The 17,722-nt window shown below is 68.3% G+C and carries 14 protein-coding genes; 5 read left to right on the forward strand and 9 right to left on the reverse strand.

Going from position 1 to position 17,722, the window contains the following annotated elements; genetic code table 11:
* Positions 1-30: 30 nt before the first annotated feature.
* The 4 genes from cydD to hisC form a co-directional block, all read right to left on the reverse strand.
* Positions 31-3,543 (reverse strand): thiol reductant ABC exporter subunit CydD, encoded by a 3,513-nt coding sequence (gene cydD, locus OG395_RS27740; RefSeq protein ID WP_327245355.1) that lies wholly within the window; start codon positions 3,541-3,543, stop codon positions 31-33.
* A gap of 117 nt (positions 3,544-3,660) precedes the next feature.
* Positions 3,661-4,662 carry a cytochrome d ubiquinol oxidase subunit II gene (gene cydB / locus OG395_RS27745; RefSeq protein WP_327245356.1) on the reverse strand — a complete coding sequence of 334 codons (1,002 nt, stop codon included), beginning with the start codon at positions 4,660-4,662 and terminating at the stop codon, positions 3,661-3,663.
* Between the two features lie 18 nt (positions 4,663-4,680).
* The gene (locus tag OG395_RS27750; protein ID WP_327245357.1) at positions 4,681-6,192 is read right to left on the reverse strand and encodes a cytochrome ubiquinol oxidase subunit I; all 1,512 of its coding nucleotides are present in this window, start codon (positions 6,190-6,192) and stop codon (positions 4,681-4,683) included.
* Between the two features lie 236 nt (positions 6,193-6,428).
* The gene (hisC, locus tag OG395_RS27755) at positions 6,429-7,508 is read right to left on the reverse strand and encodes a histidinol-phosphate transaminase (protein WP_327245358.1); all 1,080 of its coding nucleotides are present in this window, start codon (positions 7,506-7,508) and stop codon (positions 6,429-6,431) included.
* A gap of 369 nt (positions 7,509-7,877) precedes the next feature.
* Here hisC and OG395_RS27760 point away from each other — a divergent pair, with 369 nt between their 5' ends.
* From OG395_RS27760 to OG395_RS27770, 3 genes are all read left to right on the forward strand, one after another.
* Positions 7,878-8,990 (forward strand): LacI family DNA-binding transcriptional regulator, encoded by a 1,113-nt coding sequence (locus OG395_RS27760; RefSeq protein WP_327245359.1) that lies wholly within the window; start codon positions 7,878-7,880, stop codon positions 8,988-8,990.
* 173 nt (positions 8,991-9,163) lie between these two features.
* Complete coding sequence (locus tag OG395_RS27765) at positions 9,164-10,219, forward strand: metallophosphoesterase (protein ID WP_327245360.1); 1,056 nt, start codon at positions 9,164-9,166, stop codon at positions 10,217-10,219.
* 182 nt (positions 10,220-10,401) lie between these two features.
* A complete protein-coding gene (locus OG395_RS27770) occupies positions 10,402-11,226 on the forward strand; it encodes a hypothetical protein (protein WP_327245361.1) in 825 nt (274 codons plus the stop codon).
* Positions 11,227-11,645: 419 nt separating this feature from the next.
* On the opposite strand, the gene thiC is transcribed toward OG395_RS27770, so the two are convergent.
* Positions 11,646-13,436: a phosphomethylpyrimidine synthase ThiC gene (thiC, locus tag OG395_RS27775; protein WP_327245362.1), complete on the reverse strand. Its 1,791-nt coding sequence runs from the start codon at positions 13,434-13,436 to the stop codon at positions 11,646-11,648.
* A 196-nt stretch (positions 13,437-13,632) separates the two neighbouring features.
* On the opposite strand from thiC, the gene OG395_RS27780 reads away from it, so the two are divergent.
* Entirely contained in the window at positions 13,633-14,970 is a 1,338-nt protein-coding gene (locus tag OG395_RS27780; RefSeq protein WP_327245363.1) for a YibE/F family protein, read from the forward strand.
* 80 nt (positions 14,971-15,050) lie between these two features.
* On the opposite strand, the gene OG395_RS27785 is transcribed toward OG395_RS27780, so the two are convergent.
* From OG395_RS27785 to OG395_RS27800, 4 genes are all read right to left on the reverse strand, one after another.
* Complete coding sequence (locus tag OG395_RS27785) at positions 15,051-15,488, reverse strand: SsgA family sporulation/cell division regulator (RefSeq protein ID WP_266983651.1); 438 nt, start codon at positions 15,486-15,488, stop codon at positions 15,051-15,053.
* 101 nt (positions 15,489-15,589) lie between these two features.
* Positions 15,590-16,360 carry an IclR family transcriptional regulator gene (locus OG395_RS27790; RefSeq protein WP_327245364.1) on the reverse strand — a complete coding sequence of 257 codons (771 nt, stop codon included), beginning with the start codon at positions 16,358-16,360 and terminating at the stop codon, positions 15,590-15,592.
* A gap of 246 nt (positions 16,361-16,606) precedes the next feature.
* Positions 16,607-16,819, reverse strand: coding sequence for a DUF5326 family protein (locus OG395_RS27795; protein WP_327249480.1), 213 nt, complete (start codon positions 16,817-16,819; stop codon positions 16,607-16,609).
* A 127-nt stretch (positions 16,820-16,946) separates the two neighbouring features.
* On the reverse strand, positions 16,947-17,264 hold the full coding sequence (locus tag OG395_RS27800; protein WP_327245365.1) for a cupin domain-containing protein: 318 nt from the start codon (positions 17,262-17,264) through the stop codon (positions 16,947-16,949).
* A gap of 68 nt (positions 17,265-17,332) precedes the next feature.
* On the opposite strand from OG395_RS27800, the gene OG395_RS27805 reads away from it, so the two are divergent.
* Positions 17,333-17,710 carry a phage holin family protein gene (locus tag OG395_RS27805; RefSeq protein WP_327245366.1) on the forward strand — a complete coding sequence of 126 codons (378 nt, stop codon included), beginning with the start codon at positions 17,333-17,335 and terminating at the stop codon, positions 17,708-17,710.
* Positions 17,711-17,722 lie beyond the last annotated feature (12 nt).

Below are 17,722 nucleotides of genomic sequence, written 5' to 3' on the forward strand. Positions count from 1 at the left end.
CCCCTGCCCGACGGGCCCGCCCGGGTGCTCCTACGCCCACCGTGCGGGAGCCGGGATCCGTACGGTCTCCTGTTCGCGCTCCAGCATCCGGCTCAACGGCCCCTCCACCGTCGCGAGATCGGTGTACGGACCGCGCTGCACGATCCTGCCCGCGTCCATCACGACAACCTCGTCGACCGCCTCGAGCCCCGCCAGCCGGTGGGTGATCAGAACCGTTGTGCGGCCCCGCGTGGCGGTCAGTAGATCCGCCGTCAGGGCGTCCGCCGTCGCCAGGTCGAGATGCTCGGCGGGCTCGTCCAGGACGAGCACGGGGAAGTCGGCGAGGAGCGCCCGGGCGAGCGCGAGCCGCTGGCGCTGGCCGCCGGAGAGGCGAGCACCGTGCTCGCCGACGAGCGTGTCGAGCCCGTCGGGCAGCGCCTGCACCCAGTCGAGCAGCCGTGCCTGCGCGAGGGCGGCCCGCAGTTCGTCGTCCGTCGCGCCGGTACGGGCCAGCCGCAGGTTCTCCCGGATGGAACTGTCGAAGACGTGGGCGTCCTGGGCACACAGCCCGACGAACCGCCGGACGGTGTCGCCGTCCAGCGCAGAGGCCTCCACACCACCGATCCGGTACGTCCCCGACCGCGCGTCCAGGAAGCGGAGCAGGACCTGCGCGAGGGTGGTCTTCCCTGAGCCCGAAGGGCCGACGACGGCAATGCGCCGGCCGGCGGTCAGCGTCAGGTCGACGGAGTCCAGGGCGTCCCGCGACGCTCCTGCGTACCGAGCCGCCAACCCGCTTACTTCCAGCGGGAAGGGAGAGGCGGGTGGATCGGCCGGGGCGGCGGGTTCGAGCACCGGTACCGGGGCGTCCAGCACCTCGTACACCCGCTCCGCGCTCCGCTTGACCCGCTGCCGGTACTGCACGGCGAGCGGCAGGCCGGTCACGGCCTCGAACGCGGCGAGCGGAGTGAGCACCACCACCGCGAGCTCCACTCCCGCCAGCCGTCCGTCGAGGACCGCCGGCACGGAGACGAGTGCGGCAGCGACAACCGTCAGACCGCAGATCACGGCGGAGAGCCCGCCCCCGAGCGCGGTGGCCGTTGCCGCCCGGGCCGCGATCCGGGTCAGGACGCCGTCGGCTTCGCGGGTCCGCGCCGAACGCGCGGGCAGGGCACCCGCGACGGTCAGTTCGGCCGTCCCGCCGAGCAGATCGGTGATCCGGGTGGCCAGATCGGCTCGCGCGGGCGCCAGTTGACGTTCCGCACGGCGGGCGCAGGCGCCGGTCACCAGCGGTACCCCGACCCCGGACAGCAGCAGCCCGACAGCGAGTACGAGGCCCGCCTCGGGCAGCAGCCATCCGGTGAACCCGGCGGCCGCCACCCCCACGACGGCCGCGGTCCCGGCGGGCAGCAGCCACCGCAGCCAGTAGTCCTGCAGCGCGTCCACATCGGCAACGAGCCGGGACAGCAGGTCTCCGCGCCGGGTCCGGGCCAGCCCGGCCGGCGCGATGCGTTCCAGTCCGCGGTACACGGCGACGCGCAGCTCGGCGAGCATCTTGAGCACCGCGTCGTGCGAGACGAGACGCTCGGCGTAGCGGAAGACGGCGCGGCCGAGCCCGAAAGCACGGGTCGCGGTCACGGCGACCATGAGATAGAGCACCGGCGGCTGTTCGGAGGCGCGGGAGATCAGCCAGCCGGAGACGGCCATGAGTCCGACGGCCGAGCCCAGGGCGAGGCTGCCCAGCAGGAGTGCAAGCGCCAGTTGTCCGCGGTGTTCCCCTGCGGCGTCCCGGACCCGGGCAAGCACCTGGCCGGACCGTGCCGTGGTCTCCCGCAGCGCCTCGGGCTCGCGCACGCTGTTGGGTACGTCATCGAAGGCGCGCGACGGTCCGTCCACCCCGACCGGCTCCGTGGCCGCCGTGCGTTCCGGTGCCACGCCCGGTTCCAGTGTCACCACCCGGTCGGCGACCGCGAGCAGCGCCGGCCGGTGCACGACGAGCAGCACGGTCCGGCCCACTGCCAGCCTCCGTACCGCGTCGACGATCCCCGCCTCCGTCTCGCCGTCCAGGCTCGCGGTCGGCTCGTCGAGCAACAGCAGCGGCCGGTCGGCGAGGAACGCCCGGGCAAGCGCAAGCCGTTGCCGCTGGCCGGCGGAGAGCCCCGCGCCCTCCTCGCCGAGCAGTGTCTGCGCACCGTCGGGAAGGTCCGCCACGAAGTCGTACGCCCCCGCGTCCCGCAACGCCGCCGTCACCGCACCGTCGTCCGCGTCCGGCCGGGCCAGCCGTACATTCTCCGCGATCGTGCCCGCGAAGAGATGTGGGCGCTGCGGCACCCAGGCGATCCGCTCCCGCCAGCGCTCGGGCGCAAGTGCCGCCAGATCCGCGCCGCCGACCCGCACCCGCCCTTCGTCGGGCTCCGCGAACCCCAGCACCACATGGAGCAGGGTGGACTTCCCAACTCCGCTCGGGCCGACCAGGGCGACGGTCTCCCCCTCCTCGATCACCAGCGAGGCCCTGTCCAGCGACGGAGCGGTACGCCCTTCGTGCCGTACCGTCACCCCCTCCAGTTCCAGCCTCAGCGACTGCGGGACGTCCGCCGTACCGCCCGTCGGCGCCTCGGTCTCCAGGACCGCAAAGATCTCCTCCGCGGCCGAGAGCCCCTCGGCGGCGGCGTGGTACTGCGCCCCGACCTGCCGGATCGGCAGGTATGCCTCGGGCGCGAGGATCAGCACCACCAGGCCGGTGTAGAGGTCCAGTTCGCCGTGCACGAGCCGCATGCCGATAGTGACGGCGACCAGCGCCACCGACAGGGTGGCGAGAAGTTCCAGCGCGAAGGAGGACAGGAACGCGATCCGCAGAGTCCGCAGGGTGGCCTGGCGGTACTGCGACGTGATGGTGCGGATGGAGTCGGCCTGGGCCTTGGCCCGGCCGAAGACCTTCAGCGTCGGCAGTCCGGCGACCACGTCGAGGAAGTGTCCGGAGAGCCGGGAGAGCAGCCGCCACTGGCGGTCCATCCGGGACTGGGTGGCCCAGCCGATGAGGATCATGAAGAGCGGGATGAGCGGCAGCGTGATGACGATGATCGCGGCCGAGACCCAGTCCTCGGTGACGATCCTGGCGAGGACCGCCACGGGCACGACAACCGCGAGCCCGAGCTGTGGCAGGTAGCGCGCGAAGTAGTCGTCCAGCGCGTCGACACCGCGGGTGGCAAGCGCCACCAGAGAGCCGGTGCGCTGCCCGCTCAGCCAGTCCGGTCCGAGCGCCGCGGCGCGGTCGAGCAGTCGGCTGCGGAGCTCGGACTTGACCGCCGCGCTGGCCCGGTACGCGGCGAGCTCGGTCAGCCAGGAGACCAGCCCCCGGCCGAGCGCGACAGCCGCCAGCAGCACCAGCGGGGTCCACAGCTCGGCAACGGTCAGCCCGTCCTCGAACCCGCCCACCACCACTTCGGCGATGAGCATGGCCTGGGCGATGACCAGCGCCGCCCCGACCACTCCGAGTGCTACCACGGCCGCCAGGAAGAGGCGGGTGGCACGGGCGTAGTGAAGAAGGCGCGGGTCGATCGGTTTCACGTGAAACATCCCCAATGAGCTCGGGCGGTGGACCAGGCGGGACGTGTCGGACTGTCCCCAGGACGTGTCCGGCGGATCGGGCTCGGCCGCGAGCCGCCGGGACACGTCCCCGGTGCGTCAGTGCGCTTCAGCGATGTGCTGTGTACCGATCCGCTTGCGGAACACCCAGTACGTCCAGCCCTGGTAGATCATCACCACGGGAGTAGCGATCCCCGCGCACCAGGTCATGATCTTCAGCGTGTACGGCGTGGACGAGGCGTTGGTGACCGTGAGGCTCCAGGCGTCGTTCAGCGAGGACGGCATGACGTTCGGGAAGAGCGCCAGGAAGAGCATCGCGACCGCGGCCGTGATGGTCAGCCCGGAGAGCGCGAACGACCAGCCCTCGCGCCCCGCCGCGACGGCACCGATCGCTCCGACCAGCGCCACCACGGCGGTGATCATCGCGAGCAGGCTCCAGCCGTCGCCGTGGGCGACCTGGGTCCAGACCAGGAAGCCGAGGGAGAGCACCGCGGTGACCAGTCCCAGCTTGAGTGCCAGCCTCCGCGCCCGTTCCCGGATGTCCCCGACAGTCTTGAGCCCCGCGAACACCGCGCCGTGGAAGGTGAAGAGGAAGAGCGTGACCAGTCCGCCGAGGATCGCGTACGGGTTGAGCAGGTCCCCGAAGTTGCCCACGTACTCCATGTCGGCGTTGATCTTCACGCCCCGGACAATGTTTCCGAAGGCCACACCCCAGAGCAGGGCGGGGATCAGCGAGGTCCAGAAGATCGCGTTCTCCCAGTTGGTCTGCCACCGCTCCTCGGGCCGCTTCGCCCGGTACTCGAAGGCGACACCGCGCACGATCAGGCAGAGCAGGATGATCAGCAACGGCAGGTAGAACCCGGAGAACAGCGTGGCGTACCACTCGGGGAAGGCGGCGAACGTCGCGCCGCCCGCGGTGAGCAGCCACACCTCGTTGCCGTCCCAGACGGGCCCGATCGTGTTGATCAGGACCCGCCGTTCCTTGCGGTCACGGGCCAGCAGCTTGGTGAGGACACCTATCCCGAAGTCGAATCCCTCCAGGAAGAAGTAGCCGATCCAGAGGACGGCAATGAGCACGAACCAGACGTCGTGGAGTTCCATCTCTCAGCTCCTCTGCTCTCAGTAGGAGAAGGCCATCGGCCGGTCGGCGTCGTCGTGGTCGTCGCCGCCGATCTTGGTGGGCGGGTTGAGGTCGGACTCCGTGAGTTCCGGCGGTCCGGCCTTGATGTACTTCACGAGCAGCTTGACCTCGATCACGGCGAGCACCGCGTAGAGCAGGGTGAAGAGGATCATCGAGGTGAGTACCTCGCCCTGCGAGACGCCGGGGGAGACCGCGTTGCGCGTCTGCAGCACCCCGTAGACGACCCAGGGCTGGCGGCCCGTCTCAGTGAAGATCCAGCCCCAGGAGTTGGCGATCAGTGGGAAGAGGAGCGTCCACAGGGCGACGATCCAGTAGAGCCTGGTGAGCTTCGGGCTGAGCGCCTTGTTCTTGAAGAGGACCAGGTGCGGCACTTCGTCCTCACCGGTCCGCAGCCCCGGCGGCAGCATGAACTTCTTCCGCGTCAGCCACAGTCCGAGCAGGCCGAGGGCGAAGGACGCCATGCCGAAGCCGATCATCCATCGGAAGCTCCAGAAGGCGACCGGGATGTTGGGCCGGTAGTCGCCGGGGCCGAACTGTTCCTGCTCGGCCTTGTTGATGTCGTTGATGCCGGGGACGTACGAATTGAAGTTGTCGTCCGCGAGGAAGGACAACACCCCCGGGATTGAGATCTCCACGGTGTTGTGACCCTTGGCCACGTCTCCGACCGCGAAGATCGAGAAGGGGGCCGAGTACTGCCCCTCCCACAGCGCCTCGGCCGCGGCCATCTTCATCGGCTGCTGCTTGAACATGACCTTGCCGAGCATGTCACCACTGACAGCGGTGAGCAGACCGGCGATCACGACGGTGACCAGTCCGAGCCGGAGCGAGGTGCGCATCACCGGGATGTGCTTCTTGCGCGCCAGGTGGAAGGCGGCGATGCCGACCATGAACGCGCCGCCGACCAGGAAGGCCGCCGTGATGGTGTGGAAGAACTGGGCGAGAGCGGTGTTCTGGGTGAGCACATGCCAGAAGTCGGTGAGCTCGGCCCGGCCGCGTTCCTTGTTGATCCGGTAGCCGACCGGGTGCTGCATCCAGGAGTTGGCCGCGAGGATGAAGTACGCGGAGAGGATAGTTCCGATCGAGACCATCCAGATGCAGGCGAGGTGGATCTTCTTCGGCAGCTTGTCCCAGCCGAAGATCCACAGCCCGATGAAGGTGGATTCGAAGAAGAAGGCGATCAGCGCTTCGAAGGCGAGCGGAGCGCCGAAGATGTCGCCTACGAACCGTGAGTAGTCGGACCAGTTCATGCCGAACTGGAACTCCTGGACGATGCCGGTGACAACGCCCATGGCGATGTTGATCAGGAAGAGCTTGCCCCAGAACTTGGTCGCCCTGAGGTACTTCTGGTTGTTCGTCCGCACCCAGGCGGTCTGCAGGCCGGCGGTGAGCGCGGCGAGCGAGATCGTCAGAGGAACGAAAAGGAAGTGGTAGACGGTGGTGATACCGAATTGCCATCGCGCGAGGGTCTCGGGCGCCAGAGCCAGCTCCACGTCGTCTCTCCTTACGTCGCCGTAGCCGCAGCGGCAGTTCGCCCTGTTAATCCAGCTGATCACCGGAGAAACAGGACACGCTTGTGAACGCGTTCACATTCACAAGCATTATGACGCACAGGCTTTCGGGATGCTCGAGGGGGGGGTCCCTATCGGGACGCTCCACGCGAAGGCCCCGCACCTCGAGAAACGAGAGGTACGGGGCCTTCCGGTACACCCGGGCCGGACGCGCCGCGCTACAGCTCCTTGCGGTACGCCTCAGCCACCCTCAGGAACACGTCGTTCGCCTCGTCCTCACCGATCGAGACCCGCACGCCCTCGCCTGCGAACGGCCTGACCACGACACCGGCCCGCTCGCAGAACCCGGCGAAGTCGACCGTACGGTCGCCCAGCCGCAGCCAGACGAAATTGGCCTGGGACTCCGGAACGGTCCAGCCCTGGTCCACAAGAGCCTTGTGCACCCGGACGCGCTCGCAGACCAGGGAGCCGACCCGGCCGAGAAGTTCGTCCTCGGCGCGCAGCGAGGCGACCGCCGCGTCCTGTGCCAGTTGGCTGACCCCGAACGGCACCGCCGTCTTGCGCAGCGCCGCCGCCACCGGCTCGTGGGCCACCGCGAACCCGACCCGCAGACCGGCCAGACCATAGGCCTTGGAGAACGTCCGCAACACCGCCACATTGGGCCGGTCCCGGTAGATCTCGATGCCGTCCGGCACGTCGACGTCGCGGATGAACTCCTTGTACGCCTCGTCCAGCACCACGAGCACATCGCCCGGCACCCGGTCCAGGAACCGTTCCAGCTCGGCCCTGTGCACCACGGTCCCAGTCGGATTGTTCGGGTTGCAGACGAAGATCATCCGGGTGCGGTCCGTGATCGCGTCCGCCATCGCGTCGAGGTCGTGCACCTCGCCGTCGGTGAGCGGAACCTTCACCGAGGTCGCGCCGCTGACCTGGGTGATGATCGGGTACGCCTCGAAGGAGCGCCAGGCGTAGATGACCTCGTCGCCCGGGCCCGAGGTGGCCTGGAGCAGTTGCTGCGCCACCCCGACGGAACCGGTGCCGGTGGCGAGATGCGAGACGGGCACGCCGAACCGGTCGGCCAGCTCGTTCATCAGACCGGTGCACGCCATGTCCGGGTAGCGGTTGAAGTTCGCGGCCGCGGCCAGGGCGGACTCCATCACCCCGGGCAGCGGCGGATACGGGTTCTCGTTGGAGGACAGCTTGAATGCGACCGGTCCGCCGGCCGCCGCCGGCCTGCCCGGCACATAGGCAGGGACACCGTCCAGCTCGGCGCGCAGCTTGGGGCTCGTCTCACTCACCGCAGGTCCTCCTCGACCGTCGCACACATCAATACTGCTCACCTTATGAGGATTGCGCGCCGCTGCGAATGGCAGAGCAGCGGAATCGTCCGGTGGGCCCGGGAATGGACGGAGCGTTCCTCGTACGGGCGCGCGCCGGTGGCTCACTCCGTGGCGCGCATCCCCCGAAGAGGTGAGTTGAGACCTCTTCGAAACATCGACCATTTAGTAGGCCCATCCTCCTCAGTGCATGAAACACTACGGTCCACCCCGCCAACACCCTTGTTTTGCAAGGCATTTGTGGCTACGTGACCATGCAGAAACGTGCCTGTCGATGGGTGAATATGCGGCCGGGCCAACCGTCCGCGCGAGCCCTACTATCGGCTCGCCATGACAGCAGCAGGGAAGCACCAGGTGAGCCGGACGGAGACCCCCCGGCGCGGCGGCCGGCAGGGACGAGCGGGAATCCGGGATGTGGCCGCCGCCGCCGGGGTCTCCATCACGACCGTCTCCGACGCGCTCAACGGCAAGGGCAGGCTCCCGGACGCCACCCGCCGCCATGTCCGCGAAGTCGCCGAGCGTCTGGGCTACCGCCCGTCCGCCGCGGCCCGAACTCTCCGTACCGGCAAGTCCGGCCTCATCGGCCTGACCGTGACGACGTACGGGGATGAACCTTTCACCTTCACCGAATTCGCCTACTTCGCCGAGATGGCCAGGGCGGCCACCTCCGCCGCCCTCGCCCGCGGCTACGCCCTCGTCATTCTCCCCGCCACCTCACGCCATGACGTCTGGTCGAACGTCGCCCTCGACGGCACTGTCGTCATCGACCCATCCGACCAGGACCCGGTCGTCACCGAACTCGTCCGGCAGGGGCTGCCCGTCGTCTCGGACGGCCGCCCGGCCGGGACCCTCCCGGTCACCGCCTGGGTCGACAACGACCACCGGGCCGCCGTGCTCGACCTCCTCGACCATCTCGCCGCCGCCGGGGCCCGCCGCATCGGTCTGCTCACCGGCACCACCACCGACACGTACACCCGGCTCTCCACCACCGCGTACCTCCACTGGTGCGAGCGCGTGGGCCAGGACCCGGTGTACGAGTCCTATCCCGCCCACGACCCGTGCGCGGGGGCGGTCGCCGCCGACCGTCTGCTCGCCCGCCCGGACCGGCCCGACGCCGTCTACGGGCTCTTCGATCCCAATGGCACCGATCTGCTGGCGGCCGCCCGCCGGTACGGTCTGCGCGTCCCCGAGGACCTGCTGCTCGTCTGCTGCAGCGAGTCCACCGTGTACGCGACGACCGAGCCGCCCATCACCACGCTCTCGCTCAAACCGCGCCGAATCGGTACCGCGGTCGTCCAGCTCCTCATCGACGCCATCGAAGGCGTCGACCAGAACGGCCCGGTGGAACAGGTCATACCGACAGAACTCATCGTGCGGACGTCCTCGCAACGCCGTCCGCCCCGCACCACGGTCAGCGCCCCGCGGCCCCCTTCAGGGGACTAATCGACACAATTAGGACAAATCGACTGGTGAACCTCGCGTGCGCCCGGATTCACCACCCCTGGTGCGTCACACAGCACGATCCGCATTCCTATGATGGGCGCACGACACCGCGGACCACCCCGACCAGCAGGGCCCGTCAGGTGTACGGCGGCACGACGGTGGTGGAGGGGTCGATGACACAGGGGGCCGGTCAGGAACCCGTGGTGCGGACGGCGACGTTGCGTGACTTCCGCGTGCCGCCCTATGCGCAGACTCCGGTGCCACCCACGGCGCCGCATCCGGGCAGTGCCGTTCCGGCGGACGAGCCGGAGGGCTACACGCCCACCGCGCGCGATCTTCCCGTGATCAACCTCGGTGACACCGTCCAGGTGCAGACCGTCCCCGACCCTCGGCCCGCCCAGGACCCGGGGCTCGGACCGCTGTACGTCGTCGGCGACGTCCACGGCTATCTGGACGAACTCCACGCCGCCCTGGCCGAACAGGGGCTCATCGACGCGGAGGGCCAGTGGGCCGCGGGCAACGCCCGGCTCTGGTTCCTCGGCGACTTCACCGACCGCGGTCCGGACGGCGTCGGCGTCATCGAACTCGTCATGCGCCTGTCCGCCGAGGCCGCGGCCGCGGGCGGCTACTGCAAAGCTCTGATGGGCAACCACGAACTGCTGCTCATCGGCGCCAAGCGGTTCGGCGACACACCGGTGAACTCCGGAGCCGGCACCGCCACGTTCCAGGCCGCCTGGCTGCTCAACGGCGGCCAGAAGAACGACATGGAGCGGCTCCAGGACCACCACCTCCAGTGGATGTCCCGGCTCGACGCGGTCGTCGAGGAGGACGGGCATCTGCTGATGCACTCCGACACGACGGCGTACCTCGACTACGGCTCCACCATCGAGGACGTCAATGACACCGTGCACGCCATTCTTACGCGTAACGACGCAGACGAGTGCTGGGACCTCTTCCGCAAGCTCACCAAGCGGTTCGCCTTCCGCGACGAGTCGGGCCCGCAGGCGGTCCAGGAGCTGATGGCGGCCTACGGCGGACAGCGCATCGTCCATGGTCACAGCCCCATTCCGTATCTCCTCGGCGAGGTCGGCTCGGAGGACGGCGAGGACAGCTCCGGACCCGTGGTGGAGGGCCCGCACGTGTACGCGGACGGGCTCGCTATCGCCATGGACGGCGGCGTGACCATGGCCGGAAAGCTACTGGTCGTCCAGCTGCCGTTGCATGACTGACGGTCTTCGGGGAAGACGCATCCACGACCTGACCACGCCGAACACTGGGCCTATTTACGGAAACCCCCTGTCACCCCGTGCCGTGGGCGCTCTACCATCGGCGTATCAGTAGCAGGCTCTCCTCCGTTTCCGCCCAACTGCCCGGCCAAAGCGGGTAGTCAGGCCCAACGGAGCATCGGGGGATGCACATGAACAGCGCTCCGCACCTGCTGGCCGAGGACCGACCCGAGTACGAGCGGATCCTCGGCGACGCGCTGCGTCACGCTCACGAACGACCGGATCTCGCCGGAGTCGGCGAACGGCTCAACGCGGAACAGCTGCGCACCATGGCATTGAACGCCACGGCGCTGATCACCACGGCGGCGGCCACCGAGTACGACCACTATGTGAAGGCCCGCGAAGAGCTGCGCGGACCGGCCGCCGACTCCGCCCAGGGCTCGGGCCTCGGCTCCGACGCGGACGATCCGGACCGGCCGGGCGCCGGGATAGGGGCGGTCGTCACGGTCCTGGCGCCGATGCTCGCGGGCACCGCCGCACTGATCTTCCTGCTGGTCGGCTACCTGCTGAAGATGCTCAGCCGACCCCCCTCGTTCGCCGACACCATGGTCGCCGCCGGGTGGTTCTTCGCGGCAGTCACTGCGGCCGCGATACTGGCCGCCGCCGTCGGACTGCTCATCACGGCGCTGCGCAACGGATCGACCGCGTTGCCCGCCGAGGACGCCGAGGACGAGCTGCCGGAGGAGGTGGCGCGCGCCAGGGAGGCCTGGCGTCATGCGCTGCTGGAGCGCGGCATCCTGCCGTTCCTGCGCGACGCACTCGCCGATCCCACCGCACGGGCCGCATCGCGCGCACCGCAACCGTCGGCCAACCGAATCCCGAAGATCGGCTACAGCAGACCGGACTTCACGGGGCCGGACGAAGGTCCGGCGGCAGGCCCCCGCCCGTCGTTCACGAGCCCGGACTTCACCAGCCCGGACTTCGGCGGCCCGGAACACGAACCGGACTGACCGGGCGCGGCGGCCCGGCCTGCCTCGTGAGTGGTGGGGGATCTTCAGCCGTGGCACCACGGGCCCTGGGATCAGCAACGCTCGGTCCACCAGGAGTCGTGGCCTGCAGCATGTCCGTGCCCGCCGGACAGAGCAGGTCAGGGACATCCCGCACGAAGAGCTCTACAACGTGCACCGTTGCCACAGAGTCGTCACCCACCGCACCGGGCTCCAGTGGCTTCCCGTTCTCCCGGCCGCACGTCATCCGTACCCAGGGCCATCCCCCAGGACACGACAGGAGCGTCACTCACTCCTGCGCCTCCCCTTCCGGCCTGGCACACGCGGGAAACGTAACGGCTACCACCGACAGCCGGCGGGCGGCCGGTGGAGCGGCCCGCGGCTCCCCCGGTGGTTTCCGGGGGCCGCTCCGGTACGGCTACTCAGTCGGTGAGCGGGAGGTACACCCGATTGCCGGCGGCCGCGAACTCCGCCGACTTCTTCATCATGCCCTCGGCGATCTCGGCCTCGGTCGCCGCGGGCTCGTCGCCGCCGAACTGCTCCGAGATGCTTCGGCTGATCTTCATCGAGCAGAACTTCGGGCCGCACATCGAACAGAAGTGGGCCGTCTTCGCCGGCTCGGCCGGCAGCGTCTCGTCGTGGAACTCCCGCGCCGTGTCCGGGTCGAGAGCCAGGTTGAACTGGTCCTCCCAGCGGAACTCGAACCGCGCGTCCGACAGTGCGTCGTCCCAGTCCTGCGCCCCCGGGTGCCCCTTGGCTAGGTCCGCAGCGTGGGCCGCGATCTTGTAGGTGATGACGCCCGTCTTCACGTCGTCCCGGTTGGGCAGGCCCAGGTGCTCCTTGGGCGTGACGTAACAGAGCATCGCCGTCCCCCACCAGGCGATCATCGCCGCGCCGATTCCCGAGGTGATGTGGTCGTACGCCGGGGCGATATCGGTGGTCAGCGGGCCGAGCGTGTAGAACGGCGCCTCCTCGCAGATCTCCTGCTGGAGGTCGATGTTCTCCTTGATCTTGTGCATCGGGACATGGCCCGGGCCCTCGATCATGGTCTGGACGCCGAACCGCTTGGCGACCGAGTTGAGCTCGCCCAGCGTGCTCAGTTCCGCGAACTGAGCCTCGTCGTTGGCATCGGCGATCGAACCGGGGCGCAGTCCGTCGCCCAGCGAGTACGTCACGTCGTACGTCGCGAGGATCTCGCAGAGCTCCTCGAAGTTCTCGTACAGGAACGATTCCTTGTGGTGCGCCAGGCACCACGCAGCCATGATCGACCCGCCGCGGGAGACGATCCCGGTCTTGCGCCGGGCGGTGAGCGGGACATACGGCAGCCGCACGCCGGCGTGGACCGTCATGTAGTCGACGCCCTGCTCGGCCTGCTCGATCACGGTGTCCTTGTAGATCTCCCAGGTCAGCTCCTCCGCCCTGCCGTCGACCTTTTCCAGGGCCTGGTAGAGGGGCACGGTGCCGATCGGCACGGGGGAGTTGCGGAGCACCCACTCACGGGTGGTGTGAATATTGCGGCCGGTGGAGAGGTCCATGACCGTGTCGGCGCCCCATCGCGTCGCCCAGGTCATCTTCTCGACCTCCTCCTCGATGGAGGAAGTGACCGCGGAGTTGCCGATGTTGGCGTTGACCTTCACCAGGAACCGCTTGCCGATGATCATCGGCTCGATCTCCGGATGGTTGACGTTGGCCGGCAGGACCGCCCGGCCGACCGCGATCTCCTCGCGCACGACCTCGGGTTCGACGTTCTCCCGGATCGCCACGTACTCCATCTCCGGGGTGATCTCGCCCCGGCGGGCATACGCGAGTTGAGTGACGGGCTGCCCGTCGCGACTGCGGCGCGGCTGACGCGGACGGCCGGGGAAGACGGCGTCGAGGTTACGCAGTCCGCCGCGAGGCGAGGTGTGCTTGAGCCCGTCGTCCTCGGGGCGGACGGGGCGGCCCGCGTACTCAGCGGTGTCGCCGCGGGCGATGATCCAGTTCTCCCGCAGGGGTGCGAGACCGCACCGTACGTCGGTTTCGGTGGCGGGATCGGTGTACGGCCCCGACGTGTCGTACAGCGTCACGTCCCTGCCGTTGCTGAGGTGCACCTTTCGCACCGGCACCTGGAGGTCCGGGCGCGGGCCCTGGACGTATCCCTTGTGCCAGCCGATGGACTTTCCGGCCTCGTCGCTCTGGTTCGAGGCAGGCGTGCGTGCGTCCGATGTGGTCATGAGACCTACTCCCTACGCCGGCATTACCCGGTAACAGGTTCGGCGGTCGGCGCAGCCTGTCCCGTACGGATGTACGGATATCAGCGCCCTCTCAGCCCGGTGCTCCGAGCTCCCGCGTGTGCAAAGGTGCCACCACGCTAGCGCCTGTTCCTGCGTGCTGGACAGAGGGCCTGTTCCTTCTTGCGATGATCGCCTGGTGACGTCCCTCCAGAGCGCCCCCGAAACGCAGGACCATCAGCACGGGCATTCGCACAGCCACGGCCCCGCTGCACCGGTCTCCAAACATCTGCGCAAGGTCATCGCGGCCGTGCTGATCCCCTTCGCCACGGCGGTCGTTGTCGGCCTGATGGTCCTCTGGCCGGGCGGTGCGCCCGCGCACGAGCGCACCGGTGTCGGTTTCGACCGGCAGACCCAGCAGGGCAAGGTGGTGAGCGTCGACAAGGTCGACTGCAAGGACGTGAACGCCGCGCAGACACCGGGCACGGGCGGCACCACGACGCCATCGGGGGGCGCGGGCGCCGGCCAGGAACCAGGGCTGTGCGAGAAGGCCACGGTCGAGGTGGCGACCGGGCACGACAAGGGGCGCACGTTCGTCGAGATTGTTCAGCCCGACGCCCCCCGGCAGTTGCGCGAGGGTCAGGGAGTGGTCGTGGCGTACGCCCCGGACGCGCCCCATGACCTGCAGTACTCGGTGACGGATGTGAACCGGAAGGTCCCGATGGCACTGCTGGCCGGGATCTTCGCTCTCGCAGTGGTCGTCGTCGGCAGAATGCGTGGGCTGATGGCGCTGGTCGCGCTCGCCGTGTCGTTCGCCGTACTGACCCTGTTCATCCTCCCCGCGATCCTTCAGGGGTCGAATCCGCTGCTCGTAGCGGTCGTCGGGGCCAGCGCGATCATGCTCATCGCGCTCTACATGTGCCACGGCCTGACCGCCCGTACCTCGGTCGCGGTCATCGGCACGCTGATCTCACTGCTGCTGATTGGGCTGCTCGGTTCGCTCTTCATCGGATGGGCGAGCCTGACCGGGAACACCGACGACAACACCGGTCTGATCCACGGCCTCTACCCGCACATCGACCTGAGCGGCCTGCTGCTGGCCGGCGTCATCATCGGTTCGCTCGGTGTGCTCGACGACGTGACGGTCACCCAGACGTCGGCGGTCTGGGAGCTGCACCAGGCGGACCCGGCCATGGGTGCGCGAAAGCTGTACCGGGCAGGGATCAGGATCGGTCGCGACCACATCGCCTCGGTGGTCAATACGCTGGTGCTCGCCTATGCGGGCGCCGCGCTTCCCCTCCTGCTGCTGTTCTCGATCGCGCAGAGCAGCATGGGGACGGTGGCCAACAGCGAGTTGGTGGCGGAGGAGATCGTCCGGACGCTGGTCGGCTCGATCGGACTGGTCGCCTCGGTGCCGGTGACGACGGCGCTCGCGGCACTGGTCGTCTCCGCGGACCGCACAGGGCTCGGAGCGGAAGCAGGAGCTTCGGCACCCGTACGGGGCGGGAGGGGCCGGCGTCGCAGGGCGAGGCATTGAGCACCTCGACGCGGAGCACATATCACCCGTTCGGCAGATACGGCGTTCGATCGGCCGGTAGGCCGTGCGCGCGGTCTTCCTCAGCCGGCGTTCTGTTCCTTGGCCAGGATCCGGCCCAGCGCCTCTTCCAGGCTGCCCTCGAAGTCACTCAGCGTGCACTCCTGCCCGAGGGGCACGAGCTTGTCCGTGCGGTCGAGAAACGCAACGAGTGGCGCTGTACCGGCCCTGAACAGGGCGCGATCCGTCCCGACCTGCAGCCGGATGTGGACGTCGGAGAGCCCCTCGGGCTCCGTGGGACTGATGTGTACATCACCGTCGCCGCTGGGGCTGTTGAGGCCGTCCAGCAGCAGCTCGCGGCCGAAAGCCCAGGTGACGGGGGCGTCGCCGGGCAGGTGGAAGGTCATCCGGATCGCATACGGATCGCCCACCTCGTACCGGAGTTCCACCGGGATACGGAATGAGAGCTCCTCGGAAACGAGAAAACTCATCATGACCTCAGCTTGAACCGACTCGCGCATCGTCCAACCCCGCAGTAGATGAATCTGGCCAGGAATGATCCCCCCTGGCCCTATTGACGCCATCGTGGTGCACGCGATAGCAGATCACAAGGAGTGATTTTTCAGATACTGATAGAGAACACGAACGAACGCAAGAGGCTCGCCACTTCACTTCGTAGTCGTTCGACTGCGGGGAGCAATCGATCTTCTTGGTCGAGAGGCATGGAAATCGCCATGGCGGCTGCGGTGAATCCGGCCGTGATCGGGATGGCCGCGCAGACCGTCCCCAGGGCGTACTCCTGTCGTTCGATGACAGGTTCCATTCGCTCCAGCGACCGCAAACGCTCAAGAAGCGCCGGTCGGTCCCGCAACGAATAGCGGGTGAGTGGCTGCACGGGGTGACGGTCCAGATGGTCCTCACGGGCCTTCTCGTCGAGCCGGCTGAGCAGACACTGACCGAGCGCATGGGCATGCCCGGTCTCCCGGAACGAGGCCCACTCGTCCACCGTGGGTGCCGCGGGGGCGTCCGCGACCGCGATGAGTTCGATCTCACCCTCGCGGTAGACGGCACAGTAGACCGGCGCACCGATGATGTCGCGCCAGCGGGCCAGAGACTGGGTCATTCTGCTGCGACGATTCTGCAGACAGCCGTCGTCGACGAGCCGCTCGGCCGCAGTGCCGAAGAGGAAGACGCCGTTCTCGCGGCGCAGGTAGCCCTCGTGAGTGAGGGTGCGCAGCAGGTGATAGGCGGTAGGAAGAGGAAGTCCTGCTTCCCGTGCGAGCTGCTTCGCGGGCGCCCCGTCCCGATGGGCGCCCACAGCCTCCAACAGCCTCAACGCCCGCTGAACCGAACCGATCAACGTCGGAACAGCGGTGCTCGACGCCGTGGTCAAAAGTCACCCCCAGGCATGGCGACGGGCGGTCGGCCCGTCCGTGGGGGCCGCCCCCACGGTCCTACCGCAAACCCGAGGTCCGGAGACCGGACGTACGCACAAACCACTGGTCACAGTGGTGACGGACAGTTAATTCCCAGGTGGCGGCAGCGGACAGCCACTGTATCGGCCGTGTAAGCAGGGGGCGTCGTTTCGTCCTGCGCTTAGCCCAGCTGGGCTAATTGCCCGGCTGGTGAACGCCCGCCCCTACCAGTCGCCGCGCGAGGACGAGGAGGACATGAACTTCCGTACGACGAAAACGAGGCCACCGACCAGGATGACGAAGACCAGGACCTTGAAGAGCAGACCGATCACGAACCCGATCACGCTGGCGATCAGACCGCCGAACACCACGATCGCGATGATGGGCACCGCGACCCACTTCACCCACCAGGGCATCCCCGCGAATATCTCCCGCACAGCCATCGTCCCTACCTCATTCCTGTGAGTACCTGACTCGATGCTAGAGGCGCGGGGGTCGCCGGCGGGGGCTCCGGAGCCCTTGATCTCCCCTGATCGAACCCCGAGGAATCCCTGAGAGACGGGCTCAGCTCTCGGGCGGAGAGAAGACCACCATGACCCGCAGATCCTCGGTGATGTGGTGGAACTTGTGGGCCACCCCGGCCGGTACGTACACCACGCTTCCCCTGCCCACCTGCGTGGTCTCCATGCCCACGGTGATCGCGGCACGACCGCTGACGATGAAGTAGACCTCGTCCTGCTGGTGCGGCTGCTGCGGGTCGAGCTCGCCGGCATCCAGCGCGTACAGGCCGACGGACATGTTCCGCTCCCGCAGGAACTGCAGATACGCGCCGTCGTTGGCGGCACGTTCCGCCTCCAGTTCGTCCAGCCTGAATGCCTTCATGGCCCGTCCGCTCCTTGCTTCTGTTCAGCCGGTGTCCGCCACCGATCATGTCTGCCACGATCAGACACATGAAGAATTTTGTAGTCAAGACGATCGCCAACGCGGGTGCGCTGGCCGTGGCCATCTGGCTGCTGGACGGCATCACTCTGTCGGGCGGCAGCACCGGTCGCAAGGTGCTCACCCTGATCCTGGTCGCCCTGCTCTTCGGGCTGGTGAACTTCGTGGTCAAGCCGATCGTGAAGGTGCTCACCCTGCCGCTGTTCATCCTCACGCTGGGACTGATCACCCTCGTGGTGAATGCGCTGATGCTGATGCTGACCTCCTGGCTGGCGGGCCAGTTCAATCTCAGCTTCCACGTCGACGGCTTCTGGACCGCCGTGCTCGGCGGCCTCATCATCTCGATCGTGTCCTGGGCACTGAACGTGGTCCTGCCCGACGAGGACTGATCCGACACCGCA

Origin of the sequence: Streptomyces sp. NBC_01320, assembly GCF_035974375.1 — a bacterium.
GTDB lineage: Bacteria > Actinomycetota > Actinomycetes > Streptomycetales > Streptomycetaceae > Streptomyces > Streptomyces yanii.

Bases quoted from the DNA above. Each gene is read 5' to 3' on its own strand.
- cydB (WP_327245356.1), bottom strand. From the start codon at position 4,662: ATGGAACTCCACGACGTCTGGTTCGTGCTCATTGCCGTCCTCTGGATC.
- OG395_RS27760 (WP_327245359.1), top strand. From the start codon at position 7,878: ATGACAGCAGCAGGGAAGCACCAGGTGAGCCGGACGGAGACCCCCCGG.
- OG395_RS27765 (WP_327245360.1), top strand. From the start codon at position 9,164: ATGACACAGGGGGCCGGTCAGGAACCCGTGGTGCGGACGGCGACGTTG.
- OG395_RS27770 (WP_327245361.1), top strand. From the start codon at position 10,402: ATGCACATGAACAGCGCTCCGCACCTGCTGGCCGAGGACCGACCCGAG.
- thiC (WP_327245362.1), bottom strand. From the start codon at position 13,436: ATGACCACATCGGACGCACGCACGCCTGCCTCGAACCAGAGCGACGAG.
- OG395_RS27785 (WP_266983651.1), bottom strand. From the start codon at position 15,488: ATGCGCGAGTCGGTTCAAGCTGAGGTCATGATGAGTTTTCTCGTTTCC.
- OG395_RS27800 (WP_327245365.1), bottom strand. From the start codon at position 17,264: ATGAAGGCATTCAGGCTGGACGAACTGGAGGCGGAACGTGCCGCCAAC.
- OG395_RS27805 (WP_327245366.1), top strand. From the start codon at position 17,333: ATGAAGAATTTTGTAGTCAAGACGATCGCCAACGCGGGTGCGCTGGCC.